This window comes from Natranaeroarchaeum aerophilus, assembly GCF_023638055.1.
GTDB classification, from domain to species: domain Archaea; phylum Halobacteriota; class Halobacteria; order Halobacteriales; family Natronoarchaeaceae; genus Natranaeroarchaeum; species Natranaeroarchaeum aerophilum.
In genome coordinates this window covers 201,582-226,133 of sequence record NZ_JAKRVY010000005.1, presented here as the reverse complement: position 1 = coordinate 226,133, position 24,552 = coordinate 201,582, and the positions used below count along the sequence as shown (strand labels likewise).

Below are 24,552 nucleotides of genomic sequence, written 5' to 3'. Positions count from 1 at the left end.
ACCCTAATATCCCAACGTGGGAATCCTCGCGCTTCAGCGCGGGGAGGATGTCAACTCCGGCTGGGGTACGCGTCAGGGAGCCAGAAGCGACGGTATGCCAGGGCAACCGAGCACGCATCGCTTGTCGTCTACGACGACACCGATGAGGGGTGGAGAAGCGTCGTGATAGAAGGTCGCCTCGAAGAGACATCGGACAATACACTCGACGCGGCACTCGAAGAGCACGGAGAACAGCTCGATATCCCGTACGTACGGGTTTTCGACCGACCGACTAACGAAATCGAGTTTCGGACGGTCCGGATCAATATCACGAGTATGAAAGGCATGATCGAGGCGTAGCAATACGAGGACCGCGGAGCTAAGTAGCTCCGCTGCCATCCCACAGACATGCCGGATCGGTTGATGACAGTCAACGCCTACACGACGTTTGACCTGATCGATGCGACGGTAACGGGCCACGAGTTCGAGGAGGAGTCCTTTGCCGTCCTGAACGCGACATCGCCACGAAAGAACCCCGACGAGGTGAAACTTCAGCTGGAGTTCGACAACATGAGCGAGGAGCATCTCCCTGCCCATATGGAAGAGGTTCATCTGACGCCGGAGCAGGCTAGAACGCTGGCGAGCGATCTAGAGACACACGCCGACAAAGTAGAAGCAGCCGACCAGTAGTTATATGGTATCGAGCCGTGCCAACTCCTCGTCGCTGAGATCGATCGTCGAGGCCACGATATTGGCTTCGAGATGCTCCAGTGAGGACGTGCCAGGAATCGGCAAGAGGTTCTCCGAGCGTTCAAGGAGCCACGCGAGCGCGATCTGATATCGGGACGCATCGTGTTTTGTGGCGATGTCGTCAAGCAGATCTGCGTACTCGCCTAGCTCACCCGACGCAATCGGCGAGTACGGCATGAAGCCGATCTCGTAGTTCTCACAGGCCTGCAGGACGTCTTCATGTTCGCGATTCGCGACGTTGTACTGGTTCTGGACCGTCGCAACGTCGACGATCTCGCGAGCCTCCTCTAGCTGGTCGACGCTCACGTTGCTCAGCCCGATGTGACCGATTACACCCTCGTCTTTGAGTTCGGCGAGCGCGTGAAGCTGGTCGGCCATCGGATACTCGGGGTCCACGCGATGGAGCTGGTAGAGATCGATTTGATCGACGCGAAGTCGGTCGCGGCTGGTGTAGGCTGCGTGCTGGAGATAGCCGGGATGGCCGTGACGTGCCCACTCGAATCCTTCGTCGACCTGTCTGATCAGGCCGCCCTTGGTGGCGACGACGACCTCGTCGCGGTACTCGGGATCGGTCATGAGCGTCTCGCCGATCAGTCGTTCGCTCACCGAGGGGCCGTACGAATCCGCGGTGTCGATAAAATCGACGCCGAGATCGACCGCCCGACGGAGAACCTCGCGGGCGTTCTCGACGTCGTCTGGCTCGCCAGTGACGTGTTCGCCCGTGAGACGCATCGCACCGAAGCCGAGCCGGTGGACTGTCAGGTCGCCGCCGATCTCGAACGTGTCGCTCTCGTTGGCACGTACCATATTCGAGGTTTACCCGCTTGCGGGTAGTGATTTGCGATCCCGCGCTGATCAGAGCAGATTGAGGCCCAGCACGAGCAGGTGAGCAAGGGTAACGACGGAGACCGCCGCAGCGGCAAGGACGGAACAGAGCACCCCGGCAAATTCGTCCCGGGAGCGTAGCCGCTTGCCCAGTGCTTCGAGGGTTACCCAGGCCGTCGCGGCGATCACGGGCATGATCGTGACGCCGATCGTACGCCCCACCGTCCGGGTGGAAAGTGCTCCATCGATACCGATCTGCCAGTGAATCGTGACTGTGCCGGGAAGGGTGGCGTACGCGAGAGCGCTTGCAACCATCATCGCTATCAACAAGCCAATCGACACCACTGTCGATGAACGGTCCAGCACTCGGAGTCGATCCGGATCGATCTCAGGCGAATCTGTGCGGTCGTGGACTGACATAGCCACCACTACGGGGGCAGGGAGTATAGCATCCTGAGCGGGACTTCACTGACTGAAGTCGCCGAAACCGATTTATTACCGGTGGGTGACTGTGTTCCTGTCGTGAGTGAGGACTCCGATCTCGAAGCGGTTGCCGCTTTGCTCGAAGACGAGACGGCGAGACGGATCCTCACCGAAATCAGCAGCCAACCCATGTCCGCATCAGATCTTTCCGAGCGCTGTGAGGCGTCGAAACCGACCGTGTATCGTCGACTCGACGATCTCCGGGAGTGTGACCTGCTCGAGGAGACGACGAAGCCGGATCCGTCCGGTGGGCACCACCACACGCTGTATGCGACGAATCTGGATCGGATCGTCGTCGAAGTTGGAGACGGGTCGCTCCGACTGGAGATCGACCGACGTGAAACGATGGCAGATCGCTTTACCAGGCTCGTGGAGGGGATCTGAGATGCAACCGCTCCCGCTACAGGTGATCGAGGAACCGCAACTCCCGGAGTGGCTGCTAGCATTCGGACAGGTCGCGAGTCTGCTCAGCGGGATCATCGGCATTCTGATTGCCTACGTCGCGTACCGGGGGTATCGGCGGAACGACAGTCGACCGATGCTGTACGTCGCCACCGGTTTCGGGCTTGCGCTCGGCGTCCCGTTCGTGCTGTTTCCGCTGGTACTGACACTGCCTGGACATCTTGCACAGCCGCTGTACGTCGTCCAGATGAGCAGCCAGCTCGCCGGTCTGCTCATGATCCTGTACGCGCTTCGGATGCGTCCCTGAGCTACGACGTCAGCCGGTCGTACTGCTCGTCGGTCAGGTCGATGGCAGAGGCGGCGACGTTGGCTTCGAGATGCTCGATCGAAGACGTCCCCGGAATCGGCAGCGTCACGTCGGAGTGTTCGAGCAGCCACGCGAGCGCGATCTGGTACCGAGACGCGTCGTGCTCGTCAGCCACAGACTCGATAACATCCGCCTTCTCCCCGAGGTCACCAGCAGCAAGCGGATACCACGGAATGAATCCGATATCGTAGTTCTCACAGGCTGCGAGTACCTCCTCGTCGTTGCGGTTGACTATGTTGTACTCGTTCTGGACTGTCGCGACATCGACGATTTCACGGGCCTGATCTAGCTGTTCGACGCTCACGTTGCTGACGCCGACGTGTTTGATGTAGCCGTCGTCCTGTAACTCCGCCAGCGTGTTGATCGAGTCCTCGAACGGCGTGTCGGGGTCGGGACGGTGATGCTGGTACAGGTCGATCTGCTCGACACCGAGCCGATCGATCGAGCAGAGGAGTGCGTTTCGGAGGTACTCCGGATCCCCGCGAGGGAGCCACTCGGTACTCGGTTGTCGTAGCAGTCCGCCTTTCGTGGCGATGAGCACCCTGTCCCGGTACTCGGGATCCGAGAGGAGGGCCTCACGGATCAGGCGCTCGCTGGTCCCCGGCCCGTAGGAGTCGGCGGTATCGATGAAGTCAATACCGAGATCCACAGCGGCCCGGAGTACCTCGTGAGCGTTCTCGATATCCTCCGGTTCGCCGATAATCCCCTCGCCAGTGATCCGCATCGCCCCATAGCCCAGCCGATGGACTGTCTCCTCGCCGCCGATCTCGAACGTGTCGCTTCGATTTTCGACCATGACAGCCGGTTCGGACTTCACCCACCTATTAGTACGGGTAGCGGCGGCGAGGGCGTCGAGACACTGGTGCCGATACCGACCGTCCGGATGGTCGTTATCAACATCCGTTGTACCCACAATACCGAAAGAGTTAATAACTGATATTGTTATAGAATTTTTGTTAGTTTATAATTGCATCACATAGATAGTGTCTATATAGAAATTCACAGATATTTACCATTCATTACATTTATTTACTTGCCATATAGTCCCATCCATATGTTTGATGGATTGCGGATGATCATCCCTGATAGAATCAGACGGAGCTACGCAGCGAAGTTCGGTATCATCGTTATACTTCTTGCCCTGTCCGTCGCTGTGATCGGCGGTGTGGCAACCGCGCTTATGTCGGAGCAAGTCGAACAGAGCGCCGAGGCTGACCTCGAAGCGACCACGACGGCCGACGCACAGGCGGTCGATAACTGGCTCAAGACGAGCGCCGTGGAGGTACGAACGGTTGCGGGTGACAAACGAGTCGAAGAGGCCACCGACGGCAGTTCGGATACGATAAGTGAGGATGAAACGGACGAACTCCAGAGCTACCTGTCATCGTTCACGAGCGACCGTGAGGGGCCATCCACACTCCAGAAGATCCACCTCGTGGATACGGACAGGAACGAAGTGGTCGTCTCCTCGCGGAACGCCGATATGGGCGAGGTTTTCGAGGAGGATGCGGTCGGCTGGCTGCAGGACCCACAGTTCGACCGGAACAACGTCGACGTATCACAGCCATACGAGGCCGAGGGGGCAAGCGGTGGAACGACCGGTGACAGCTATTATGCAATCGCCTTCTCGCAGGATATCTCCGAAGAGCTACGAATCGTCGCCGTCCACGACCTCGAAGCGATCGGCGGGGTCATCCTGTCCGGCAGCGAGAACGAGGAACTCGACGATTCGTACACGATGGTTGTCGACGAGGAAGACAGAATCACGATGTACGACACTGACCTGGGCTCGGCGGTCGGGGAGACGTATCCGTCCGATAGCCCGGCACTCGCCGAGGCGCGAGAGCTGCCGGCCCGGACTACCCGTGAATCGATGCTCGTCGATGCCGAATACGTGCCATCGATGGGCGCGGGTGCTGGTGAGGAACATCTGGTCGGGTACGCACCGATCAACGAGCGCGGCGATCCCGATTCCGACGGCGAGTGGGTCGTCATGGTCCACGCCCCATCCAGTCAGGCGTTTGGCTTCGCCGATACGTTGACGACGTACGGTGCCTTCGCCACTGCAGGAGGCGTGCTCCTAATCGGCGTGATCGGGCTCGCACTCGGTCGGAACACTGCCACCGCGATCGATCGGCTGACCGGCAAAACCGAACGGATGGAAGCGGGCGATCTCAACGTCGATCTCGAAACGAAACGGATCGACAACATCGGTCGGCTGTACGGCGGCTTCGCGAGCATGCGCGACGCTCTCAGGGAGCAGATACGCGACGCCCAGGAGGCGCGCGAGGACGCCGAGACAGAACGCGAACGGATCGAGCAGATCAATCAGGATTTGCAGGCGTCCGCCGAGGAGTACTGTAGCGTGATGGCGCAGGCGGCCGACGGTGACCTTTCGGTGCGGGCCGCCGTCGACACCGACAACGAGCAGATGCAGGGGATCGGCGAGGACTTCAACGCGATGCTCAGTGAGATCGAGGTAACCGTCGCGGAACTCAAGCAGTTCGCCACGGACGTCGCGACGGCAAGCGAGGAGGTGACGGCCTCCAGCGAGGAGGTCCATAGCGCGAGCCAGCAGGTCACCGAATCGATCCAGGAGATCTCCGCAGGCGCGGAGCGACAGAACGAATCCCTGCAGACGGTCAGCGGGGAGATGAGCGGCCTGTCCGCAACCACCGAGGAGATCGCGTCGTCGTCGAACGATGTCGCGGACATCGCCGAGCGCACCGCACAGACGGGTCGTGAGGGGCGCGAGGCCGCCCAGCGAGCAATCGAGGGGATGGCGACGATCGAGGCCGAAAGCGAGGACGCAGTCGAGGAGATCGAGGCGCTCCAGCAGGAGGTCGCACAGATCGACGAACTGCTGGAGTTCATCACCGAAGTCGCCGAGCAGACGAATATGCTCGCGCTGAACGCCAACATCGAGGCGTCCCGCTCGGGCGAGTCCGGCGAAGGCTTCGCCGTCGTCGCCGAGGAAGTCAAAGAACTCTCGGCGGAAACCAAAGAGGCCGCCGAGAATATCGAGGACCGACTCGAACGCATCAAGGGCCAGACCGACGATACGGTCGAGGAAGTCCGGACGACCAGCGAGGAGATCACCAGCCACACCGACTCCGTGCGCGAGGCCGCAAACGCCCTCGACGAGATCGCCGAGTACGCACAGGAGACCAACACTGGCGTACAGGAGATCTCTGCGGCCACCGAAGAGCAGGCAGCCTCGACCGAAGAGGTCGTCACGATGGTCGAGGAGGCCGCAACGATCTCCGAGGAGACGACCGCGGAGGCCGAAAACGTCGCTGCTGCGGCCGAACAACAGACGACAGCGCTCACCGAAGTGTCGCGATCGGCCTCGGATCTGACCGCTCAGGCCAGCAAACTCTCCGAAGCACTCGATCGTTTCGAGACGGACTCTACGGGAGATGGATCCATGACCCCCGACGGTGCGGCGCTCCCGGCAGCCGACGACACGACGAGCGACGATACGATGGAATCTCCTGACTTCGGTAGTCCGGAGGGCAATTCGGTGAGCCAGGAGCAAGCCGATGATAGCCCTGACGGTGAGAGTGATGTCGGGCCAGTAGACGGTGACAGAGCGGAGGAAGAACGGGACAAAGCCGAACAGACCGATACCGAGGACGAAGAATCCACAGCGGCCGACGAATCGATGTTTGCGTTCACCGAACAGGAAAGAGAGGATTGAGCAGCGGATCGATTCGGCGGTGAAGCCCTCCTGGCGTTACATTGTTTACAATGTTACAATGTAACATCGCAGTAGGCATCGGGGTCAGCTGGTGCCGTCGAACACATCATCCAGATCGTCCGCAATTTCGCTGATCGCGTCGTGTGCCACGTCGACTGCTTCTGCCCCCGAAAGCATCGTAATGAAGCCGTGAACCATCGAATCGTAGTTGCGATACCGGACCGAGACGCCGTCGTCGATCAGTTGCTCGACGTAGACCGTCGCGCCATCGCGCAGGGGGTCGAACCCGGCGGTGATCACAGTCGCCGGTGGAACCCCCGAGACGTCACAGGCCATGGTCGGGTTCGCGTAGGGGTTCCGGAAGTGGACATCGCTGCCGAAGTAACAGTCGTGGAACCACTCCAGATCGGCCTCATCGAGGACGATTCCGGCGTGTTCCTGCACCGAGTCCTGCTCCTCGCGCACGTTGATACCGGGATAGATCAACACCTGATAATCGATCTCCGGGCCATCGCGTTCGGCCGCCATCAGTGACGTGACGGCTGCGAGCGCGCCGCCCGCGCTGTCCCCGATCACGGCAAGCTCGCCGGTCGAGTGCAGCTGCTCTTCGTGTGCCGTGGCCCACTCGATCGCACGGTACGCGTCTTCAACGTTCGCCGGGAACGGATGTTCGGGAGCGAGGCGGTAGTCAACTGCGACGACGACACAGCCGCTCTCCCGGGTCAGATGCCGACAGAGCAGGTCGTGGCTCTCCAGACTGCCGAGGACGTGACCCCCACCGTGGAAGAACACCAGCGTCGGGTGCGGCCCCTCGGTTTCGGGCTCGTAGATCCGGAGCGGCAGATCGCCACCCGGACCGTCGATCGTCAGGTCGGTCGTGGCCCCGACAGCGGGCGGGTTTCGGTTTTGAACCCAGTTGAGCCCCCGCATGACGAGGCGCATCCAGCGCGCCGATCGGACCGGCATGAGGATGGGCTCGACGCGCTCGCGGCGGGCGAGGATCCGCTGGACGTCGGGATGGATTTCGTCGGCTTCCATACGCTCGCTGGGGTCGGTCGGGGGAAAAGCCCGGCGCTCAGAGTTCGATCGTCCCGCCGAGCGTCGGCGCGCTCGCCTGAATCCCCTCGTCCTGAAGCTCCGCGGCGAAGGTCTCACAGCGGTCGCCGTGGTTGATCAGTACTGGGACGTCACGGTACGACTGCAGAAACTCCCGGAGCCCGCCCCGATCCGCGTGCGCCGAGAAATCATACTGCTCGACCTGTGCGCTGACCGGCATGATCCGGCCGTCGATCTCCGCGCTCCCGGTCTCGACCAGCTCGCGGCCGGGCGTGCCCTCCACCTGATAGCCCGTCATCGTGATCTTGTTCGTCGGGTTCGACCGAATCTCGGGGATGTACGTCATCGCGGGACCGCCGGAGAGCATCCCACTGGTCGTGATTATCGCTGCCTTCTGGTCTGTGATCCGTTTTCGCTGACCATCCCGTCCGGTGACGAAGCGGGCGTGGGATTTCGCCCGACGGAGTGCGTCGGCGTCCCGGACGAACGCGGGATGCCGAAGGAGCATTTTCGTGACCGCTTTGCCCATCCCATCGACGTAACAGGGAATGTCGTGGGCCGCACAGATCAGGAGCATCTCCTGTGTCCGGCCGATGGCAAAGGCGGGAACGACCACGGTGCCGCCCTCCCACAGGGTCGTCTCGACGCTCTCGACGAACCGCTCTTCGACTTCCTGGCGTGGATCGTGCGCGACGTCGGAGTACGTGCTCTCACAGATCACGACGTCGGCGTCGGGTCGTGCGGTCGTCCCGGCCACGAGCCGCTGGTCGTCCGTGTGGAAATCACCGGTGTAGAGCAAGCGGGTGTCGCCGTCGTCGACGAGGACGTGCGCGGAGCCGGGGATATGTCCGGCGTTGTAGAACGTGACCTCGTAGCCCGCCGCCTCGAAGGGCTCGCGGTAGCCGTGGGTCTCCGAGACCTGCGTCATGCGCTGGATGTCGGTCTCGGTGAACGGACACTGTAGGGTTCCGCCATGCAGCTTCAATGTATCCCGCGCGAGCGTCCCTGCGAGTTCCGCAGTTGGCGGCGTCCAGTGGATCGGGGGGCGTTTGTCTCCCGAGAGCAGCGCCGGAAGCGTCCCGACATGATCGAGGTGGCCGTGTGAGACCACGACGGCGTCGGGCGTGGGCGTCTCGATCGGGAACTGGGGCGGCGTCTCGGTCAGCATCCCGAAATCGAGCAACAGCGAGTCGTCGATGAGAATAGCGCTGCGGCCGACCTCGCCCGCGCCGCCGAGAAAACGGACATCCATTGCATCCAGCTACTCGCTGGGCAGGGTTGGGTCCATCGTTTCGTCGGTCGGTCGTGTTCCGAACGCCGTTTCAATACGCTTTTGAGTCACCACCGATTGGTTTCCGGTATGGCAAACTTTCAGGTCGTCGTCGCCGACCCCGAGACGGGTGCGACGTATCAGCGCGACGTAGACGAACAGGACGCCAACCGATTCCTCGGCAAATCCCTCGGCGAAACCGTTGACGGCGGAGCAGTCGGCCTCGATGGCTTCGAGCTCGAACTCACCGGCGGCTCCGACGATGCCGGGCGACCGATGCGCGGGGACGTCTCCGGACCGAACCTCCGCGAAGTGCTCCTGACCGGTGGCGTTGGCTACGAGCCCTCCCGTGACGGCGAGCGAAAGCGCGTCACTGTCCGCGGTGCCGAGGTCAGCGACGCAGTCGCCCAGATCAACGCCAAGATCAGCGCACACGGCGACGGAGACGTCGACGAGCTGTTTGCGGACGAGGAGTAACGCACCACTTCTTTCCCGATACCCATCCCCGCAGAGCGACTGCGCTATCCACGCGGAGTTTATATATGATGCCGCCGGAGTACCGGGCAATGGCAGACCGGCTTCCCTCCGATCACGACTCGATCTCGACCGACCGTGCAACGCTGGTTCGTCGCGGCGGGACCTCCCGTCCGGCCGTCGAACTGCCCGCCGACTCGTCGGTCGAGTACCCGAGCGACGAGGTCGTTCGCGTCGTCATCGACGGCGACGAGCGACACGCCAGGGTCACCGACTCCGCAAGCGGACTCCGGATCCCGGGCGTCTACGACGACCCGTCCTTCGCGCGGGACCCCGGCTCCGCCCCGAACCGACTCGTCGAATGGATCGAGGCGGCAGCGCTGGAGCTGGGCGGCTCGGTACTGGTCGACGAGATCGAACCAGGATTCAAATACGGGCTCCGAGCACCCGGCGAGCGCGTGGTCTACGAGGCGACCGAATCGCCGGATGACAGTCTGGCGTCGATCGCAAAACAGGTCGAACAGAACCGGTAGGTAGAGAGGACTCAGTCGTCTGCGGACTCGCTTTCGGCGTCCACACCCGATTTGCCGGCGACGGCCTCGCCGAGACCGTCGACGGGACGGTCGGGGTTGGCCTTCTGGGCTTTCTCAGTGAGGCCAAGCTGGTAGTCCTCGGCTTTCTCGCGGAGACTTGTCCGGCCGCGGTGGACCGACACGTCGTTGTTCAGGTGCAAGCGGACCGCCTCAATCAGAGCATCGGCTTCCAGCGGCTGGCCGCGCTCTCTGAGCTCCTTACGGGTCGAATCGTCGGGCACGTCGAAGGCGCGCTGGGTGATAATCGGTCCCTGATCGAGGTCGGTCGTCACGTAGTGGCCGGTCACGCCAGCGATCCGGACGCCCTCCTGAATGGCCTGTTCGTACGCGCGAGCCCCGGGGAACGCGGGGAGCAGGCTCGGGTGGATGTTGATAATGCGGTCCTCGTAGCGGAAGACGACGTTCGGGCTGAGGATCCGCATGTACCGCGCCAGCACGATCAGGTCGGCGTCGTACTCGGCGAGCAGATCCAGAAGCTCTTCCTCGTCCGGCGTGCCCTTCTCGTCGCCGATGTCGAAGAAGGGGACACCGTACTGCTCGGCCAGTGGCTGGAGATCGTCGTGGTTACCGATGACGACCGAGATATCCGCGCCGAGCGTGTCGTTTGCCCACGCCTCGAAGAGGGCTTCGAGACAGTGGGATTCCTTGGTGACGAGGACGGCGATCTGCTGGGTCTCCCGATCGGCGGGGAACCGGGCCTGCACGTCGACGTCTAGTTCGTCAGCGAGTTCTTGCAGGTCCTGTCGGAGCTTTTGCTCCGTACAGACCATCTCCTCGGTGTCGACGGTCATCGTCATCCGGAACAGGCCGTCCCGGACTGCCTGATCGAGATCCTCGATGTTGATCCCGCGCTCGAACATCAGCGTCGTAAACTGCGCGATGAGTCCGGTGGCGTCGTCTCCAATCACCGTGATCTCGGTCAAGTCGTTCGTCATCGCCACCACCTCCGGGCAGGATCAGCTACGTCCATCATATCGATCCTGAGCGGCGGCAGTAAAAAGGCTTGTTTTCGGCGGTCTCTAGCGACAGAGCCGTGTTCACGGGATCTTCGTCTGAAAGGCGTCCCCGGGAACCTATCCACGTTCGTGGATACGCAAGGCAATTCACAAGTGTTTTTGCGCACGGACGGCCACGTTTACCCGATGACTGCCTACACCGCCACGGTCACGGTGCGGCTCAAGCAGGGCGTGCTCGACCCCGAAGCGGAAACGACCAAGCAGGCGCTCGAACGCCTCGGCTTCGAGCTGGCCGAACTCCGCTCGGCGGATCGGTTCGAGATCGATCTCGACGCCGAATCGGCAGAGGACGCCGCCCAGCGGGCCGAGGAGATGGCTGAACGACTGCTCGCCAACCCGACCATCCACGATTACGAGGTCGACGTCGACGAACGATGACAATTTCAGTAATCCGCTTTGGCGGCTCGAACTGTGACCGCGATGCCATCCGCGCACTGGACCATCTCGGCATCGACGCCGAAATCGTCTGGCACGAAGACGGCCTGCCCGAAGACACCGAGGGTGTCATGCTCCCTGGCGGCTTCTCCTACGGGGACTACCTGCGGGCCGGTGCAATGGCCGCCCGCTCGCCGATCATGGACGACGTCCGTGCGGCAGCCGAGTCGGGGACGCCCGTACTCGGCGTCTGTAACGGCGCACAGATCGGTTCCGAATCGAGCCTCACCGCCGGCGCGTTCACGACCAACGAGAGCGCCCGGTTCCAGTGCGAGCACGTTCATTTGCGTGTCGAGAATGCCGACACGCCGTGGACTGCGACGTACGAGGAAGGCGACGTGATCGAGATTCCCATCGCTCACGGCGAGGGGCGCTTCGAGATCACCGACGAGAAACTCGCGGAACTGCGCGAAAGCGATCGTGTCCTCTTCCGGTACTGTGATGCCGAGGGGACCGTGACGACGGAAGCGAACCCGAACGGATCGAAGGACAACGTGGCGGGGATTCTCGGCGAGGGCGACCACGTCGCCGTGCTGATGCCTCATCCCGAGCGCGCTACGCTCCCGGACGTCGGTGCGACCGATGGTCAGGGGGTCCTCGAAGGGTTCGCCGCCGAGTAGTAGCACGGAGCTACTGTTCGGATTCCACCGCGGGTTCCTGTTGCTGTCGGTTTGCCGTTTTCTCGCCTCGACCAGTACTGTCGCCTGTGTTCGGTTCCTCAATCACTGTCTCCAGTTTCGCCTCGAATTCGTCCTCCGTGAGCTCGCCGGCGGCGTACCTGCGTTTGAGTTCGTCGAGCGGCTCCGGTTCGGTAGACTCGGCAGACCTGAGTCCCCACCAGCGATATCCGATCCAGACGCCGTAACAGGCAACGATTATCGTCGTAACGGTGAAGAATGCGGTACCCGAAACGAGTCCGGCAATCCAGAACACGCCGAGCAGGAGTACGACATCGAACCCGAAAACGAGCATCATGCCGAGCATGAGATCGGTGACGAGCCCCTCCTCGGGATCGGCGACCATATGCCATTGTTCGGCTCAGTATTGAAAATACGTTTCGACCGGAGAGACCAGTCACCGTGCGTCGTCGAGTGCAACCGCGGTACGTACATCGGCCGTGATCCACTCGGTCGCGATGCTGTCTCCTCCGGGAGTAAACAGCGTCACTTCGTCCGGATCGACCCGGTCGTCGTGCAGGAACTCGACCGATTGATCGCCCGTTTCGTCAGGAATCTCCGATCCAACTCTGGCATCCGTCGTGCTCATGTATGTGAAAGATACTCACTCGAATATAAGCGTTCTGACCTTATATCCATATATTCCTAAAACACATTGACGACAATATAGTATCACTCGTCCGGCGTCGCCCCCTCGTAGAGATGACAGGCGACGGGGTGGCGCTGGGCCTGTAACTGCGGTGTCGTCGTCTCGCAGATGCTCTCGTAGTGCTCGCGTAACAGGGTTTCGGCAGCCTCCCACTCTTCGTCGGCGAGGGAAGAGAAGGCCTCCTCGACCCGCGATCGGTGCGGTTCCGAGAGGGGCGTGTCGAGCAGGCGATCGGCGAGGCGATCCAGGAACTCCGCCTGATACTGGTCACGGGGTCCATCGCTATCTCCTGCGCCGCCATCGCTGACTTGCTCCCAGAGCTCCTCGACCTCGACTGATCTGTCCTCGATACGCTCGCGCACGTTCATAATCGCCCGGAACTCCGCTTGCTCGATGTCGACATCGTCAGGCGGGATCACCTTCGGGCAGCGCGTCCGGAACCGACAGCCGCTCGGCGGGTTTCGTGGCGATGGGACGTCCCCCTTGAGCGTGCGGATGTCCCGCTCCTGCTCGTCGGTGCTCGCCCGGGGGACGCTCTCCAGTAGCGCTTGCGTGTACGGGTGTTTCGGCTCCTCGAAAATCCGTTCCGCGGGACCGACCTCGACGAGTTCGCCGAGATACATCACTGCGACTCGGTCGGAGACGTGCCGTATCACCGAAAGGTCATGTGAGACCAGCAGATAGGTGAGCCCGAATTCGTCCTGTAGATCGTCGAGCAGGTTCAGCACCTGCGCCTGCACCGAGACGTCGAGCGCGCTCGTCGGTTCGTCCAGCACGAGGAAGTCGGGGTCAAGCGCGAGCGCACGGGCGATGCCGATACGCTGGCGCTGGCCACCGGAGAACTCGTGGGGGTAGCGATCCAGCTGGTCCGCCGACAGGCCCACGCGCTCCAGCAGGTCACGGACCCGCTCGCGGCGCTCGTCGTCGGTCCCCACTTCGTGGATATCGAGGGGCTCCCGGACGGTGTCACCGATCGTCATTCGCGGGTCGAGACTGGAGAACGGATCCTGAAAGACGATCTGTGCGCCGCGTCTGAAGCTGGCGAGTTCCTCACCGCCGAGGTCGAAGACGTTCTTCCCCTCGAATTCGACACGACCGTCCGTCGGTTCCTGGAGCCGGAGCAACGTCTCGCCGGTAGTCGATTTCCCACAGCCGGACTCGCCGACCAGTCCGAGCGTCTCCCCGCGGTAGACGTCGAAGTCGATGCCGTCGACGGCACGAACCGGCACCGGCTCGTCGCCGAACAGTCGGTCCAGCAGGGAGTCTTGCTCCCAGAAATACTTGGTAAGGTTTCGGACCCGGACGAGCGGCTCCGGTCGTCCCTCCTCCGTCGAGGGGGCCGCCCCGAAGATCTCGGTCTCACCCGGTACCGAGGAGTTGCGATCGTCTGAACTCATTCGTCAGCCTCCATCTGCGTCGGTTCGTCGGTATCTCCGCTGGCATCGAAGTAGTCCGGCGGCAGTGCATCGGCCTCGTTGTACTCCCGCATCGCGAGGACACATCGAGCAGTGTGATGATCCGTTCCGTCAGCGTCGTACTCGGGCGGATGTGAGAGACAGTCGTCCATCGCTTTCGGACACCGATCCGCGAAGTGACAGCGATTTTTCATTTCGGCGTCGAGCAGGCTCGGAACGTTCCCCTCGATCGGGGTCAGCGCGCCGCCTGCCGAGTCGAGTTCGGGGACGCTCCCGAGAAGACCTGTAGTGTAGGGATGGACGTGCTCGTCGAAGACGTCTTCGAGCGTCCCCCGCTCAACGAGTTCGCCGGCATACATTACGCCTACTCTGTCACACATCCGGGCGATCACGCCCAGATCGTGGGTTATTAGCAGGATCGTCATCCCGGTTTCGGCCTGGATATCGTCGAGCAGGTTCAGCACCTGCGCCTGAATCGTCACGTCGAGTGCGGTCGTCGGCTCGTCAGCGATCAACACGTCGGGCTCGCCCGCGATGGCCTGTGCGATCATCGCGCGCTGGAGCATCCCACCGGAGTACTCATGGGGATACTCCTCGGCGCGTTTGGCCGGATCGGGGATCCCGACCATTTCCAGCAACTCGACGGCACGGTCGTGACTCTCGGGCGAGACGTACCGTTTTGACGACATCACTGTCGACAGCGCGTACGACCCCAGCGAGTACTCGGCCGACTTCGTTCGCGCGCGGGTGGATCGCGGATTCGGGCTCGCTCGGCGCTGGACCTCGACTGCCTCCGCAAGCTGCTCGCCCACCGTCAGGCTCGGATTGAAACTGCTCTCGGGATCCTGGAAGATCATGCTAAACGAGGTCCCACGCAGGGAGTTTCTGATCCCCTCGGGAATTCCCCGGAGGTCGACGAACGAACCGTCGACTGCGTCGGGGTGGTCCTCCCGGACCCCCTCCGCGAGGTCGTCATTACGGTACCAGATCTCACCGCCGGTAATCCGCCCGGGCGGGTTGATCAGGTCGACGAGCGAGCGGGCGGTGACGCTTTTCCCACTCCCGCTCTCGCCGACGATCCCGAATACCTCGCCGCTCTGGATCCGTAGATCGAGATCCGAGACGGCGTTTACCTGTCCCTCCTGTGTGAAATACCGCGTCGAGAGGTCGGAGACGCGAAGTAGATCTCGTGTCAATGTCCTTCACCTTCGATGTTCGGGTCCAGCGCGTCGCGGAACCAGTCGCCGAGCAGGTTGACGCTAATGACCGCCAGCACGATCCCGATTCCGGGGAACATTGCAACCCACGGACGAGTTCGGAGAACGTCCTGCCCGCGTTCGATCTCGTACCCCCACGAAAGCGTCGTGCCCGAGAAGCCGAGATACGCGAGCGAAGCCTCCAGCAGGATGATCACTGCGACCTGAATCGTCGCGAGGACGATGATCGGCGTGAGGCTGTTCGGCAGGACGTGATCGATCAGTATCCGCCGGTTGCTCGCGCCGAAGCTCCGTGCGGCTTGCACGTAGCCCTCCGAACGGATCGACATCGCTTCGCCGCGCGCTACGCGAGCGAACCAGACCCAGATGACGAGCGCGGCAACGAGCGTTACCGTTCCGGGTATGGGTATCGATTCGGGCATCCCCGGTGCGAGTCCGGCCACTACGATCGGGTCGGCCACCCATATCGGGGATTCGCCGAAGATCCCGATCAGTGCAAGTGCAAGTATCAGTGCCGGAAACGCGAGCATCGTATCCGCAACCCGCATCAGGACGTCGTCGACGCGGCCGCCGTAATAGCCTGCTACGAGCCCGACTGGGACGCCAATACAGAGCGCAAGCACCGTGGCTGTAAAACCAACCAGCAGGGAGACACGCGCCCCATAGACGAACCGAGAGTAGACGTCCTGACCGGCAGTGTTCGTCCCCAGATAGTGCTCACTCGTCGGTTCAACCTCGATCTCCTGGATCTCGCCATCCTGTGAGATCTGCGTAGTGTAGTCGAACCCTGGCGGCGGGTACGGCGCGCCCTGATCGCTGTAGTGGCCGGTCCGCGTCGGGTCGTGGGTCGCGAGCATCGGTGCAAATACCGCCATGAGGACGATCGAAACCAGCAACAGGAGTCCGATCTTTGGTAGCAGACTCTCCGAAAACGTCGATCTGAGATTCGATCGGACACGATCAGAGATCATTCGTCACCAACCCGTGGATCCAGCGACGCGTATATCGCGTCGACGAAGATGTTGATCGAGACAAAGGCGATCGCGATGAACACGACGATCCCCTGCATGAGTGGCCAGTCGCGGATGCGCAAGGCGTCGATGAGGCGCAGTCCCAGCCCCGGCCAGTTGAAGACGGTCTCGGTGATGACTGCCCCACCCATCAGCGTCCCCAGCTGGAGACCCAGAACGGTGATAATTGGGATCATGGTGTTCCGCAGGACGTGTTTGTACCGGACCAGCACGTTGGGGAGTCCTTTCGCGCGACTGGCCGTGACGTAGGGTTTGCCCAGTTCGTCGACCATCCCGCTCCGCGTGAGTCGGGTGATCAGCGCCGTGAAGTAGGTGCCAAGCGTGATCGCAGGTAACGTGATGTATCTAACCCAGGTCACCAGATCACCAGCGTAGCCGTACTGGACGAACGTCATCGTCGCTTCCGCAAGCCCGACCGGTCGTCGTCCCGTCGGGAAGATCCCGGCCCACACGCCGAGCACGAGGATCAACATGAGTCCGAGCCAGAAGTTCGGCGTCGAGATGCCAAGCAGGGAAAACAGCGTCGCACCGTAGTCCGCCGGCTCGTTGCGGCGCGTCGCCGAGATCACGCCGAGCGGGATGGCGATGACGACCGCAACGATCGTTGCGGCGATTGCCAGTTCGAGTGTCGCTGGAATCCGCTCGATGACCATGAGTTCGACTTCCCTGTTCGAGCGCCACGAGTAGCCGAAGTCGCCGACGAGCAGTCCCTGCACGTAATCGAAGTACTGGACGTAGATCGGCTGGTCAAGCCCCTCCTCCTGTCGGACCTGCTGGATGAGCGACTCGCTGGCCCCCTCTGCGAGCATCAGGTTCGCCGGGTCGCCGGGCGAGACTGCCCGCAGTCCGAACATGATCGTCACCACCCCCCAGATGACGACGATACCCTGCAGTAGGCGTCGTACGAGGAACTTGGCGCTCGTCATGGGTACACCGCTGGTGCTGTCATTGCGGGAACGAGATGTCGGTGTGGGAACGCCGCGTCACTTACTGCTCCATCTCCCAGAGGTAGACCGTCTCGTCCTCGCGGGGATCCCACTGGATCTCCTCTCGGATGCCGTAGATGCTCTCCTGTGTGTGGAGATACACGAACGGCGCTTTCTCGTGGGCGAGCGCGTTGACTTCCTCTAGCTGGGCGCGACGCTCGTCCGGGTCGTCGATCTGCTGGCTCTCCAGAATCGCGTCGCTGAGTTCCTCGTCTTCGAAGGTCCGGTTGGGGTTGTCCGGGATCGTAAAGAATCCCTGTACTCCGTAGTCAGTGTCGCCCGTGATGACGCCCCAGCCGATCATGTAGAACGGGATCTCGAACTCGTCGGGATCGACGCCCGCCTGGTTGGCGTCGGAGACGACCTCGAAGTCACCGATGTTCACGCTACAGTCGACATTGTCGAGCTGGTCGATCTGATCGGCGACCTGTTCGGCGATCTGGGCGTCGTTGAGGTAGCGACCCTGTGGTGCCTGGAGCTCGATCTCAGCGCCGCCGTACCCGCTGTCCTCGACCAGACTCTCGGCCAGTCCCACGTCCTGAGCGTACGGCTCGATCTCGTCGTTGAATCCGTTGATCCCCGGCGAGACAGGCTGTCCTCTGGCCTCACCGAAGCCGCTCAGGACCGTATTGACGATCCCCTCGTTGTCGACCGCGTAGTTCATCGCCTGCCGGAACTCCTGACTATCGAACGGCTCGACGGTGTTCTTCATCGGGCAGAAGACCGTCCGGAAACTCGTGACGTCCCGGATCTCGACGCCATCGGCGGCGTCGACCGTGTCGACGTCCTCGGGCAGGATGTTGATCGTGAGATCGGTTTCCTGCGTTTCGAGCGCGGCGGCACGTCCACTGGATTCCCCGTCGGCATTGAAGACCACGCGCTCGAACGGCGGTTCGTCGCCCCAGTAGTCGTCGAACCGTTCCAGAACGATCTCTTCGCCCGACGTGAAATCGACGACCTCGTACGGACCAGTTCCATTGAAGTCCTCGGCATCGGAGCCACTAATCGCCTCGTTTTCCGCGTCGTGATTATCGATCGCCCAGTCTCTCGGAATCGCCCGGGCGTAGTTTCCGTACTCGAACTCCGCGAGGCCTGCTGACGCGGAGTGCATCACTTCGAGTGTCGTATCGTCGACGGCCTCCGCACCCGTAATCGAGCCGAGCCCGAAAGTGCCAATCGGACTCGGAACACCCAGATCAGGATCGACCGTCCGGTTGATCGTCCAGGCGATGTCTTCGGCAGTCAGTTCGTCGCCGTTGTGAAACACCACGTCGTCGATGATCTGGAGCTCGGTGACGCCGTCTTCCGTTGCTTCCCACTCATCGACGACGCGGGGGAAGATCCCCTCTCCCGGCTCGAAGTCAAAGAGCGGTTCGTAGATGTGGTCGTACACGTCGAAGTAGTCGCCCGTGATATGATCCAGCGGATCGATCGTATCAGGGAACTGTGAGAGTGTGATGGTGAACTCGTCCTGGTCCGGGTCCTCTCCGAGACAGCCCGCAACGGTTACGAGTGTCCCGGCTGCTACTCCCGACTTGAGAAACGTCCGCCGGCCGAGCCTGTTGGTACCGTGTGGCATATGTCTGTATACGAAACTGCTAATAAATCCTTACGCCCCCGATAGTAAAATATACAATTGATTAGTGGGTTATTATAAAAAATAACGAAGAGTACATGATTTCAGTGGCGGTTTCTTAACAGATAGTTGTAGAAAACATGTGTAGACAATATCTGAGAACGATGACGCCGATTAAAGATTAATGATAGTGGGGTGTTTTGACGAATGCAGAGCAGGACTGTCGTATGATAGATGAACTCACCGTGTCGGTCGTCGGAGCCTCCTCGCCACTGCGCGATCGGGTCGTTCGGACGCTCGAAGACGCCCGTCGCATCACCATTGCGGCCGAAGAGCCGGAGACGGATACATCGGACGGTCTGTCGCACGCCGAGTGTATCGTATACGTTTCGACCGAAGCTGGTGAGCCGTGGCAGGAGCCGCGCGGCAACGATAGCTCACTCCCGAGCGTGCTCTGTGGACCCGAGGACGAAACCACCCTCGCAGGCGCAATCAACGCCGGTGTCGACGCCTACGTTCGTCCCGAGGAGATCGAATCTCAACTCGTCGAGCGTATCCGTACCGTCGTAACTACCGACTCGACACGGCAGTCGGCTGAACGCCAGGAACTCGAACAGCGGGACCTGATTATCGAAACCGTCGCGGATGGCGTCTATTCGCTGGACACCGAGGGCTGTTACACGATGGTCAACGACGCAGTTGCCTCGATGACGGGCTACTCTCGCGAGGAACTCCTCGGCGAGCACGTCTCGACGATCATGACCGACGAGGACGTCGAACGGGGACGAACGCTCATCAAGCAGATGCTTGACGAGGAAGGGCCGAGCGTAACGACCTACGAAATCGAACTGGTTACGCGAAGCGGCGAGCGCATTCCCTGCGAAGTGATCATGTCCCTGCTACCGGGCGAGAAACCCTTTAACGGGACCGTGGGATCGGTCAGAGACATCAGGGAGCAAAAACAACTGGAGCGGGAACTACGAGAGCGAAAGCGCAACGTGGAGAGCGTCCACAGGGTTGCGACGCAACTGGAGAACACGCGGGCGATCGAAACGATCGACGATATCGCGCTCGACGCGGTGATCGATGTTCTGGATATCGACGTGTGCTGTCTCAAGACCACCCGCGACGGCGAGCCACGCTGGCACGTTACCGATCCACGGATCGATATCGAGGAGTTTCCGACCTGCTGTCTCGACGAACAGATTCACCAGCGAACAGTACGTGGAGACAAGACGTTTGTCGTCAACGATCTCCACGAGCGAAGGGATGAGATTCGACAGACGAATATCCGGTCCCTGCTCAGCGTGCCCGTCGGCGAGAACGGCCTCTTTCAGGCTGGCATTCTGGACACCGATGCGTTCGGGTACGACGACGCCGAGATCGCGGAACTGCTGTTCGCTCACGTCGCGAACGCGATCGAACGAATCGAAGCGGAAGCCCAACTCGTCGACGAGCGCGACCGTTTTGCCGCCCTATTCGAGAACGTCCCCGATCCCGTCGCGAGCATCAGATACGAGGGCGACCAGCCGATCGTCCTCGATACGAACCCCGCCTTCGAGCGGACGTTCGGCTACGACGCAGACCAGCTCCGGGGCGAATCGATCGATCGGTTCGTTGTGCCACCGGATGGCACTGACCGGGCGGACGAACTCAACGAGCGCGGGCGACGTGGAGAACTGATCGAAACGGAAGTAGAGCGCCAGACATCGAGCGGGCGACGCGAGTTCCTGCTCACCGTTGTGCCGGTCGAGCTCGGTGAAGCCAGTCCGCTCACCTACGCCGTCTACACCGATATCACCGACCGGAAACGCCAGCAACAACGGGTCGAGGTGCTGAATCGGGTACTCAGACACGACCTGCGAAACGGGATGAACATCGTCAAAGGCTGTGCCGAGATGCTCGAATCACACACGGGAGACGGGTACGGCTACGCGGATACGATCAAACGACGTGCCGACGAGTTAATCTCGCTCGCGGAGAAGACCCGTGCCGTCGAGCAGACGCTCGAACACGACGAACGAGACCTCGGATCGGTCGATGTCGTCGAGGGCGTCGAGTCGATGGTGACCCGGATCCACAGCGAGCATGAGGACGTGGAGTTTACCGTGTCGACGCCCGATAGCGCGCACGCACGATCGGACAACATGCTCAGGACGGCGATCTATCACGTCCTCGATAACGCTGTGGTCCACAACGATAACGAGGTCCCAGTGGTCGATGTCACAGTCAGCGTCGATGACGACGCCCAGCAAGTGACGGTGACAGTCGAAGATGATGGGCCGGGGATTCCACGGGAAGAGCGAGAACTACTCGAAGAGGATCGCGAGATCACACAGTTACGCCACGCCAGTGGACTGGGGCTGTGGCTGGTAAACTGGGTTGTCACACAGTCGGGCGGGACGCTCTCGTTCGAGACCGAGGGGATCGACGGGACTCGCGTTCGCCTGACGGTGCCGAAGGCGATGACCGAACACGAAGTCGAACCGAAGTAACACTACTGTCGGACTTCGACTGGCGTGTCGGTCGCGATCCACCGATCCGTGTCGACGCCATCCCGGAGTTCGAGGCCACCGTCTGCATGATAGACGAGTTCGACTTCCGCGTGTTCCGGTTCCGATTGTGTCACTGCAGTCCACCTCGTAGCACAGTAGCCACTCGACGAAGAGCTGTATTCAGTACACGCCCCATACCGGATCGAACGAAACGCGTACTGCTCGGAAAAGAGTCGACAGCAATCCGTAGCCACTGGATACTCTGAGTAGCTATCGCGTGAGTGGACCGTTGAAGGTCGTTTCCCGTTCGACAACAGCCTCCCACGTGCGCTCGCACTCGCAGGTCACTTGCCCGAAGACGCTCGGGTCCTGGCGCAGGTCAAAATCCTTGATGGCGCGCTGGACGCGGTCGTCACAGTCCCCACAGTTGTGTGGCCCGCGGTCGCTCCCGTGACCGACCGGATCGGAGACGACGATGGCGTCGGCGTCTGCTGTCTCTTCGAGCACATGCGCGACGCTCCAGAGCCATGGCGGGCGGTAGCCACCACGGAAGTGAAGCTCGTCGACCATCGTATATCGCTGGACGTTACAGGGGTTCATCGAGACGGTGTGGGCGTACTCCGCACACTTCTCGATCGAGCGGATCATATCCTCGATCGCTTCGGACTCCGAGAGGAACGGCGGCTTCATCAGCAGGTAGGCCTTGATCCCTGCGCCCGCGGCGTCGGCTTCTTGGCTTGCCGCGATGAAGTCCTCGAACTCGAAGTACTTGTTCACGCAGTCACGACGGACGCGGTCGGTCCCGGTTTCGAGTCCCACTGCAACGTCGGTCTCCAGTCCCTGCCCGGTGAAGTCCTCGATCTTTCCCTGTTCGACGAAGTCCGGCAGGCTCTCGACGACGATCCGATCGCGGTCGGCGAACGTCTCGGCGATGGCCCGACGGGTCTCCGCGGGGACTTCGCGCTCGTCGAGGAAGGAGCCGCTGGTGTAGATTTTGATCAGGCCGGATCGCTCCTCGGCCTCGTTTTCCTCGTGATCGAGACAGACGTCGATCTGATCCATCAGCGCCTCGTGGCTCACGCTCCCGCCCTCGACGCTTTCGGCGACGTAGCCACACATGGTACAGCCGCCCGCCCGCGCCCAGCGACAGCCGCCGGTGTTCAGGATGATCGTCAGGCTCTGGTAGACGCCGTCGGGCGTGTTGTCCTCGTCGATCCAGACGCGCGTCGGCTCGTGTGGGTCGTAGGTAGCGTCTTTCTCCGAACGGATCTCCCGCATCACCTTGTTGTGGGCGTCCATTCCCTTCCCCTGCTCGTAGACTTCGGGACTCGGCTTGCTCATTGAGGAGTCGTAGCGGTGCGGGCGGTAAAGCGGCTTCGGCTTGACGAGTCGAGACGGGTGAGGATCGCTGTAGCTGCCTGTGAGCGCTCGGTATCGTACCGGTGACCGGTACGTAGGACGGAGAACAGCCGGAGCCGAGTCATGGTCGGACCAATGGAGCCAGATAGCCCAGATGAATGTCCACGTTATTAACGCTCCACCCGGAGAGCTAGCCGCGAATAACAACGTCCGGCAGCAGTTTCCTAGCAACTCTTTTTAAGCCCTGATCCCTGAGTTATTAACGTAATGGCATACACCTGTTCAAGCTGCGATTCGGAGTTCAGTTCGGCAGCCGGCGTCACCCAGCACGTCGCGCTGCATCACAACACCTGTGCTGAATGTGATACCACGTTCGACGAGACGGACGCACTCCGCGAACACATCCACGAGAACCACTAACTGGCGCTGGAGCGGCATTAACAACGTCAGTTGTTATCGATAGCAAAAAAGCGGAATCGTTTTTTCACCCCTCCACCCATATGTGGGTATGACTGACGAGACGAGCGGCAAATCGACGCCGCGGTGGACCCGGGAGCAGGCGGCGACGATCGAACGGTCGGACGCCTCGGTCGGCCCCATCGTCTACCCGCCCGAGGAGGAGACAGACGACGATGTCCATATCTGGGATACGTGGCTCCTGCGGAACCGCGACGGATCGATCGCGGAGATAGACGGCTACCGCGTCATCTTCTCGCTGAGCGCGCCCAAAGAGCTACTGCCGGGCAAGCGTCACGACGTCGCGACGATCCGCTATTTCTATTCGGCCGACGGGAAGAACTGGACCTGCGGTGGGACCGCCTTCGACGATGAGGCCTTTGGCTCCCGACAGTGGGCTGGCTCGGCGCTGTACGACGACGGTACCGTCTATCTCTACTACACCGCCGCGGGCTACCGCGGCGAGGAGGAATTGAGTTACCACCAGCGTATTGCGGTCGGCGCTGGGGGTACGATCGAGACTAACGAAGGTGGCCTGTCGATCGAGGGGCCGTGGTCACACGAGATCATCCTCGAACCGGACGGCGAGTACTACGAGCGCGAAGCACAGTCCCGCGGGATGATCTACACCTTTCGAGATCCGTGGTTCTTCGAGGATCCCGCAACCGGCGAAACCTGTCTGCTCTTCGAGGCCAACACACCCGTCCCGGAGGGCGAAAACACCTATGACTGCGACCCGGTTCACGAGGAGTTCAACGGCAGCGTCGGCCTCGCCGTCTCGGGGACCGGAGATCCGACGGACTGGGACCTGCGTGAACCGCTACTCGAAGGCGTCTGTACGAACCAGGAACTCGAACGACCGCACCTGATCGTCCGCGACGGCTCGTACTACCTCTTCATCTCCAGTCACGAGCACACATTCGCACCAGGGCTCGAAGGGTACGACGCGCTGTATGGCTTCGTTGCTGACTCTCTGCGCGGCGAGTACGAGCCACTGAACGGGAGCGGACTGGTCGCAACCAACCCCGCGAGCGCGCCGTTCCAGACCTACTCCTGGCTCGCCTATCCCCACCGCGAGGAAATTCTGGTCAGTAGCTTCTTCAATTACTACGATCTCCGGGGACTCTCCCTCGACGATGTCGCCGGGCTTCCCCCCAAAGAACAGCAACGGCGCTTCGGCGGAACGCTCGCGCCCACCCTCCGGATCGAACTCGCGGGAACCGAGACGCGGATCATCGGTGCGCTCGAACACGGGCATCTCCCGCTCCCCGGGGAGGACCTCCCCAAACTCCTCTCCGAGTACCGCCTGCCCGGCGAGGACCGCGGCGAGTACTGAAAGCT

27 protein-coding genes are annotated in these 24,552 nt (G+C 61.6%); 12 read left to right on the top strand and 15 right to left on the bottom strand.

Annotated elements, in window-relative coordinates; all coding sequences use genetic code 11:
- Both AArcSt11_RS10960 and AArcSt11_RS10955 read left to right on the top strand, forming a co-directional pair.
- On the top strand, window positions 1-339 hold a 339-nt coding region (locus tag AArcSt11_RS10960), incomplete at its 5' end, for a pyridoxamine 5'-phosphate oxidase family protein (protein ID WP_250597041.1).
- Between the two features lie 48 nt (window positions 340-387).
- Window positions 388-669, top strand: a complete 282-nt coding sequence (locus tag AArcSt11_RS10955; protein WP_250597040.1) for a DUF6360 family protein — start codon at window positions 388-390, stop codon at window positions 667-669.
- Here the strand turns inward: AArcSt11_RS10955 and AArcSt11_RS10950 are convergent, their stop codons facing one another.
- Both AArcSt11_RS10950 and AArcSt11_RS10945 read right to left on the bottom strand, forming a co-directional pair.
- Entirely contained in the window at window positions 670-1,536 is an 867-nt protein-coding gene (locus AArcSt11_RS10950; protein WP_250597038.1) for an aldo/keto reductase, read from the bottom strand.
- A 48-nt stretch (window positions 1,537-1,584) separates the two neighbouring features.
- Entirely contained in the window at window positions 1,585-1,974 is a 390-nt protein-coding gene (locus tag AArcSt11_RS10945) for a hypothetical protein (RefSeq protein WP_250597037.1), read from the bottom strand.
- A gap of 102 nt (window positions 1,975-2,076) precedes the next feature.
- Here AArcSt11_RS10945 and AArcSt11_RS10940 point away from each other — a divergent pair, with 102 nt between their 5' ends.
- Entirely contained in the window at window positions 2,077-2,421 is a 345-nt protein-coding gene (locus tag AArcSt11_RS10940) for a helix-turn-helix domain-containing protein (protein ID WP_250597035.1), read from the top strand.
- A gap of 1 nt (window position 2,422) precedes the next feature.
- The gene (locus AArcSt11_RS10935) at window positions 2,423-2,746 is read left to right on the top strand and encodes a DUF7521 family protein (protein WP_250597034.1); all 324 of its coding nucleotides are present in this window, start codon (window positions 2,423-2,425) and stop codon (window positions 2,744-2,746) included.
- Between the two features lies 1 nt (window position 2,747).
- On the opposite strand, the gene AArcSt11_RS10930 is transcribed toward AArcSt11_RS10935, so the two are convergent.
- Complete coding sequence (locus AArcSt11_RS10930) at window positions 2,748-3,602, bottom strand: aldo/keto reductase (RefSeq protein ID WP_250597033.1); 855 nt, start codon at window positions 3,600-3,602, stop codon at window positions 2,748-2,750.
- 258 nt (window positions 3,603-3,860) lie between these two features.
- On the opposite strand from AArcSt11_RS10930, the gene AArcSt11_RS10925 reads away from it, so the two are divergent.
- Window positions 3,861-6,506: a methyl-accepting chemotaxis protein gene (locus AArcSt11_RS10925; RefSeq protein WP_250597032.1), complete on the top strand. Its 2,646-nt coding sequence runs from the start codon at window positions 3,861-3,863 to the stop codon at window positions 6,504-6,506.
- An 84-nt stretch (window positions 6,507-6,590) separates the two neighbouring features.
- Here AArcSt11_RS10925 and lipP1 read toward each other — a convergent pair whose 3' ends face one another.
- A complete protein-coding gene (gene lipP1, locus AArcSt11_RS10920; protein WP_250597031.1) occupies window positions 6,591-7,544 on the bottom strand; it encodes a LipP1 family hormone-sensitive lipase in 954 nt (317 codons plus the stop codon).
- A 37-nt stretch (window positions 7,545-7,581) separates the two neighbouring features.
- Complete coding sequence (locus AArcSt11_RS10915; RefSeq protein ID WP_250597030.1) at window positions 7,582-8,814, bottom strand: MBL fold metallo-hydrolase; 1,233 nt, start codon at window positions 8,812-8,814, stop codon at window positions 7,582-7,584.
- A 108-nt stretch (window positions 8,815-8,922) separates the two neighbouring features.
- Between AArcSt11_RS10915 and AArcSt11_RS10910 the strand changes: the two genes are divergently transcribed.
- Both AArcSt11_RS10910 and AArcSt11_RS10905 read left to right on the top strand, forming a co-directional pair.
- Window positions 8,923-9,309, top strand: coding sequence for a 30S ribosomal protein S6e (locus AArcSt11_RS10910; protein ID WP_250597029.1), 387 nt, complete (start codon window positions 8,923-8,925; stop codon window positions 9,307-9,309).
- Between the two features lie 65 nt (window positions 9,310-9,374).
- Window positions 9,375-9,839 carry a DUF7112 family protein gene (locus tag AArcSt11_RS10905; protein WP_250597027.1) on the top strand — a complete coding sequence of 155 codons (465 nt, stop codon included), beginning with the start codon at window positions 9,375-9,377 and terminating at the stop codon, window positions 9,837-9,839.
- 11 nt (window positions 9,840-9,850) lie between these two features.
- Here the strand turns inward: AArcSt11_RS10905 and AArcSt11_RS10900 are convergent, their stop codons facing one another.
- Window positions 9,851-10,834: a formyltetrahydrofolate deformylase gene (locus AArcSt11_RS10900; protein ID WP_254714815.1), complete on the bottom strand. Its 984-nt coding sequence runs from the start codon at window positions 10,832-10,834 to the stop codon at window positions 9,851-9,853.
- A gap of 207 nt (window positions 10,835-11,041) precedes the next feature.
- Here AArcSt11_RS10900 and purS point away from each other — a divergent pair, with 207 nt between their 5' ends.
- Together purS and purQ are read left to right on the top strand one after the other, a co-directional pair.
- On the top strand, window positions 11,042-11,293 hold the full coding sequence (purS, locus tag AArcSt11_RS10895) for a phosphoribosylformylglycinamidine synthase subunit PurS (RefSeq protein WP_250597023.1): 252 nt from the start codon (window positions 11,042-11,044) through the stop codon (window positions 11,291-11,293).
- Window positions 11,290-11,970: a phosphoribosylformylglycinamidine synthase I gene (purQ, locus tag AArcSt11_RS10890; RefSeq protein ID WP_250597021.1), complete on the top strand. Its 681-nt coding sequence runs from the start codon at window positions 11,290-11,292 to the stop codon at window positions 11,968-11,970. Before purS ends, purQ begins: the two co-directional genes overlap by 4 nt.
- 10 nt (window positions 11,971-11,980) lie before the next feature.
- On the opposite strand, the gene AArcSt11_RS10885 is transcribed toward purQ, so the two are convergent.
- From AArcSt11_RS10885 to AArcSt11_RS10855, 7 genes are all read right to left on the bottom strand, one after another.
- A complete protein-coding gene (locus tag AArcSt11_RS10885; protein WP_250597019.1) occupies window positions 11,981-12,373 on the bottom strand; it encodes an SHOCT domain-containing protein in 393 nt (130 codons plus the stop codon).
- 51 nt (window positions 12,374-12,424) lie between these two features.
- Entirely contained in the window at window positions 12,425-12,616 is a 192-nt protein-coding gene (locus tag AArcSt11_RS10880; RefSeq protein WP_250597017.1) for a hypothetical protein, read from the bottom strand.
- Window positions 12,617-12,699: 83 nt separating this feature from the next.
- A complete protein-coding gene (locus AArcSt11_RS10875) occupies window positions 12,700-14,073 on the bottom strand; it encodes an ABC transporter ATP-binding protein (RefSeq protein ID WP_250597015.1) in 1,374 nt (457 codons plus the stop codon).
- Window positions 14,070-15,287, bottom strand: coding sequence for an ABC transporter ATP-binding protein (locus AArcSt11_RS10870; RefSeq protein WP_250597013.1), 1,218 nt, complete (start codon window positions 15,285-15,287; stop codon window positions 14,070-14,072). The genes AArcSt11_RS10875 and AArcSt11_RS10870 overlap by 4 nt, the downstream gene beginning before the upstream one ends.
- Complete coding sequence (locus AArcSt11_RS10865) at window positions 15,284-16,279, bottom strand: ABC transporter permease (RefSeq protein ID WP_250597011.1); 996 nt, start codon at window positions 16,277-16,279, stop codon at window positions 15,284-15,286. Before AArcSt11_RS10865 ends, AArcSt11_RS10870 begins: the two co-directional genes overlap by 4 nt.
- On the bottom strand, window positions 16,276-17,265 hold the full coding sequence (locus tag AArcSt11_RS10860; protein ID WP_250597009.1) for an ABC transporter permease: 990 nt from the start codon (window positions 17,263-17,265) through the stop codon (window positions 16,276-16,278). Before AArcSt11_RS10860 ends, AArcSt11_RS10865 begins: the two co-directional genes overlap by 4 nt.
- 61 nt (window positions 17,266-17,326) lie before the next feature.
- The gene (locus AArcSt11_RS10855) at window positions 17,327-18,904 is read right to left on the bottom strand and encodes an ABC transporter substrate-binding protein (RefSeq protein WP_250597007.1); all 1,578 of its coding nucleotides are present in this window, start codon (window positions 18,902-18,904) and stop codon (window positions 17,327-17,329) included.
- 224 nt (window positions 18,905-19,128) lie between these two features.
- Here AArcSt11_RS10855 and AArcSt11_RS10850 point away from each other — a divergent pair, with 224 nt between their 5' ends.
- Window positions 19,129-21,396: a PAS domain S-box protein gene (locus AArcSt11_RS10850; RefSeq protein WP_250597005.1), complete on the top strand. Its 2,268-nt coding sequence runs from the start codon at window positions 19,129-19,131 to the stop codon at window positions 21,394-21,396.
- Window positions 21,397-21,398: 2 nt separating this feature from the next.
- On the opposite strand, the gene AArcSt11_RS16970 is transcribed toward AArcSt11_RS10850, so the two are convergent.
- Both AArcSt11_RS16970 and AArcSt11_RS10845 read right to left on the bottom strand, forming a co-directional pair.
- Window positions 21,399-21,530, bottom strand: coding sequence for a hypothetical protein (locus AArcSt11_RS16970; protein ID WP_259371254.1), 132 nt, complete (start codon window positions 21,528-21,530; stop codon window positions 21,399-21,401).
- A 136-nt stretch (window positions 21,531-21,666) separates the two neighbouring features.
- Window positions 21,667-22,737: an archaeosine biosynthesis radical SAM protein RaSEA gene (locus AArcSt11_RS10845; RefSeq protein WP_250597004.1), complete on the bottom strand. Its 1,071-nt coding sequence runs from the start codon at window positions 22,735-22,737 to the stop codon at window positions 21,667-21,669.
- Window positions 22,738-23,022: 285 nt separating this feature from the next.
- On the opposite strand from AArcSt11_RS10845, the gene AArcSt11_RS10840 reads away from it, so the two are divergent.
- Together AArcSt11_RS10840 and AArcSt11_RS10835 are read left to right on the top strand one after the other, a co-directional pair.
- Window positions 23,023-23,175 (top strand): C2H2-type zinc finger protein, encoded by a 153-nt coding sequence (locus AArcSt11_RS10840; RefSeq protein WP_250597003.1) that lies wholly within the window; start codon window positions 23,023-23,025, stop codon window positions 23,173-23,175.
- An 88-nt stretch (window positions 23,176-23,263) separates the two neighbouring features.
- Window positions 23,264-24,547 (top strand): glycoside hydrolase family 68 protein, encoded by a 1,284-nt coding sequence (locus AArcSt11_RS10835; RefSeq protein ID WP_250597001.1) that lies wholly within the window; start codon window positions 23,264-23,266, stop codon window positions 24,545-24,547.
- Window positions 24,548-24,552: the final 5 nt, after the last annotated feature.

What these genes read in the sequence shown, in the direction of transcription:
- AArcSt11_RS10955 (WP_250597040.1), top strand. Translation starts at nt 388, where the DNA reads ATGCCGGATCGGTTGATGACAGTCAACGCCTACACGACGTTTGACCTG.
- AArcSt11_RS10950 (WP_250597038.1), bottom strand. Translation starts at nt 1,536, where the DNA reads ATGGTACGTGCCAACGAGAGCGACACGTTCGAGATCGGCGGCGACCTG.
- AArcSt11_RS10945 (WP_250597037.1), bottom strand. Translation starts at nt 1,974, where the DNA reads ATGTCAGTCCACGACCGCACAGATTCGCCTGAGATCGATCCGGATCGA.
- AArcSt11_RS10935 (WP_250597034.1), top strand. Translation starts at nt 2,423, where the DNA reads ATGCAACCGCTCCCGCTACAGGTGATCGAGGAACCGCAACTCCCGGAG.
- AArcSt11_RS10930 (WP_250597033.1), bottom strand. Translation starts at nt 3,602, where the DNA reads ATGGTCGAAAATCGAAGCGACACGTTCGAGATCGGCGGCGAGGAGACA.
- AArcSt11_RS10925 (WP_250597032.1), top strand. Translation starts at nt 3,861, where the DNA reads ATGTTTGATGGATTGCGGATGATCATCCCTGATAGAATCAGACGGAGC.
- lipP1 (WP_250597031.1), bottom strand. Translation starts at nt 7,544, where the DNA reads ATGGAAGCCGACGAAATCCATCCCGACGTCCAGCGGATCCTCGCCCGC.
- AArcSt11_RS10915 (WP_250597030.1), bottom strand. Translation starts at nt 8,814, where the DNA reads ATGGATGTCCGTTTTCTCGGCGGCGCGGGCGAGGTCGGCCGCAGCGCT.
- AArcSt11_RS10910 (WP_250597029.1), top strand. Translation starts at nt 8,923, where the DNA reads ATGGCAAACTTTCAGGTCGTCGTCGCCGACCCCGAGACGGGTGCGACG.
- AArcSt11_RS10905 (WP_250597027.1), top strand. Translation starts at nt 9,375, where the DNA reads ATGATGCCGCCGGAGTACCGGGCAATGGCAGACCGGCTTCCCTCCGAT.
- AArcSt11_RS10900 (WP_254714815.1), bottom strand. Translation starts at nt 10,834, where the DNA reads ATGACGAACGACTTGACCGAGATCACGGTGATTGGAGACGACGCCACC.
- purS (WP_250597023.1), top strand. Translation starts at nt 11,042, where the DNA reads ATGACTGCCTACACCGCCACGGTCACGGTGCGGCTCAAGCAGGGCGTG.
- purQ (WP_250597021.1), top strand. Translation starts at nt 11,290, where the DNA reads ATGACAATTTCAGTAATCCGCTTTGGCGGCTCGAACTGTGACCGCGAT.
- AArcSt11_RS10885 (WP_250597019.1), bottom strand. Translation starts at nt 12,373, where the DNA reads ATGGTCGCCGATCCCGAGGAGGGGCTCGTCACCGATCTCATGCTCGGC.
- AArcSt11_RS10880 (WP_250597017.1), bottom strand. Translation starts at nt 12,616, where the DNA reads ATGAGCACGACGGATGCCAGAGTTGGATCGGAGATTCCTGACGAAACG.
- AArcSt11_RS10875 (WP_250597015.1), bottom strand. Translation starts at nt 14,073, where the DNA reads ATGAGTTCAGACGATCGCAACTCCTCGGTACCGGGTGAGACCGAGATC.
- AArcSt11_RS10865 (WP_250597011.1), bottom strand. Translation starts at nt 16,279, where the DNA reads ATGATCTCTGATCGTGTCCGATCGAATCTCAGATCGACGTTTTCGGAG.
- AArcSt11_RS10860 (WP_250597009.1), bottom strand. Translation starts at nt 17,265, where the DNA reads ATGACGAGCGCCAAGTTCCTCGTACGACGCCTACTGCAGGGTATCGTC.
- AArcSt11_RS10855 (WP_250597007.1), bottom strand. Translation starts at nt 18,904, where the DNA reads ATGCCACACGGTACCAACAGGCTCGGCCGGCGGACGTTTCTCAAGTCG.
- AArcSt11_RS10850 (WP_250597005.1), top strand. Translation starts at nt 19,129, where the DNA reads ATGATAGATGAACTCACCGTGTCGGTCGTCGGAGCCTCCTCGCCACTG.
- AArcSt11_RS10845 (WP_250597004.1), bottom strand. Translation starts at nt 22,737, where the DNA reads ATGAGCAAGCCGAGTCCCGAAGTCTACGAGCAGGGGAAGGGAATGGAC.
- AArcSt11_RS10840 (WP_250597003.1), top strand. Translation starts at nt 23,023, where the DNA reads ATGGCATACACCTGTTCAAGCTGCGATTCGGAGTTCAGTTCGGCAGCC.
- AArcSt11_RS10835 (WP_250597001.1), top strand. Translation starts at nt 23,264, where the DNA reads ATGACTGACGAGACGAGCGGCAAATCGACGCCGCGGTGGACCCGGGAG.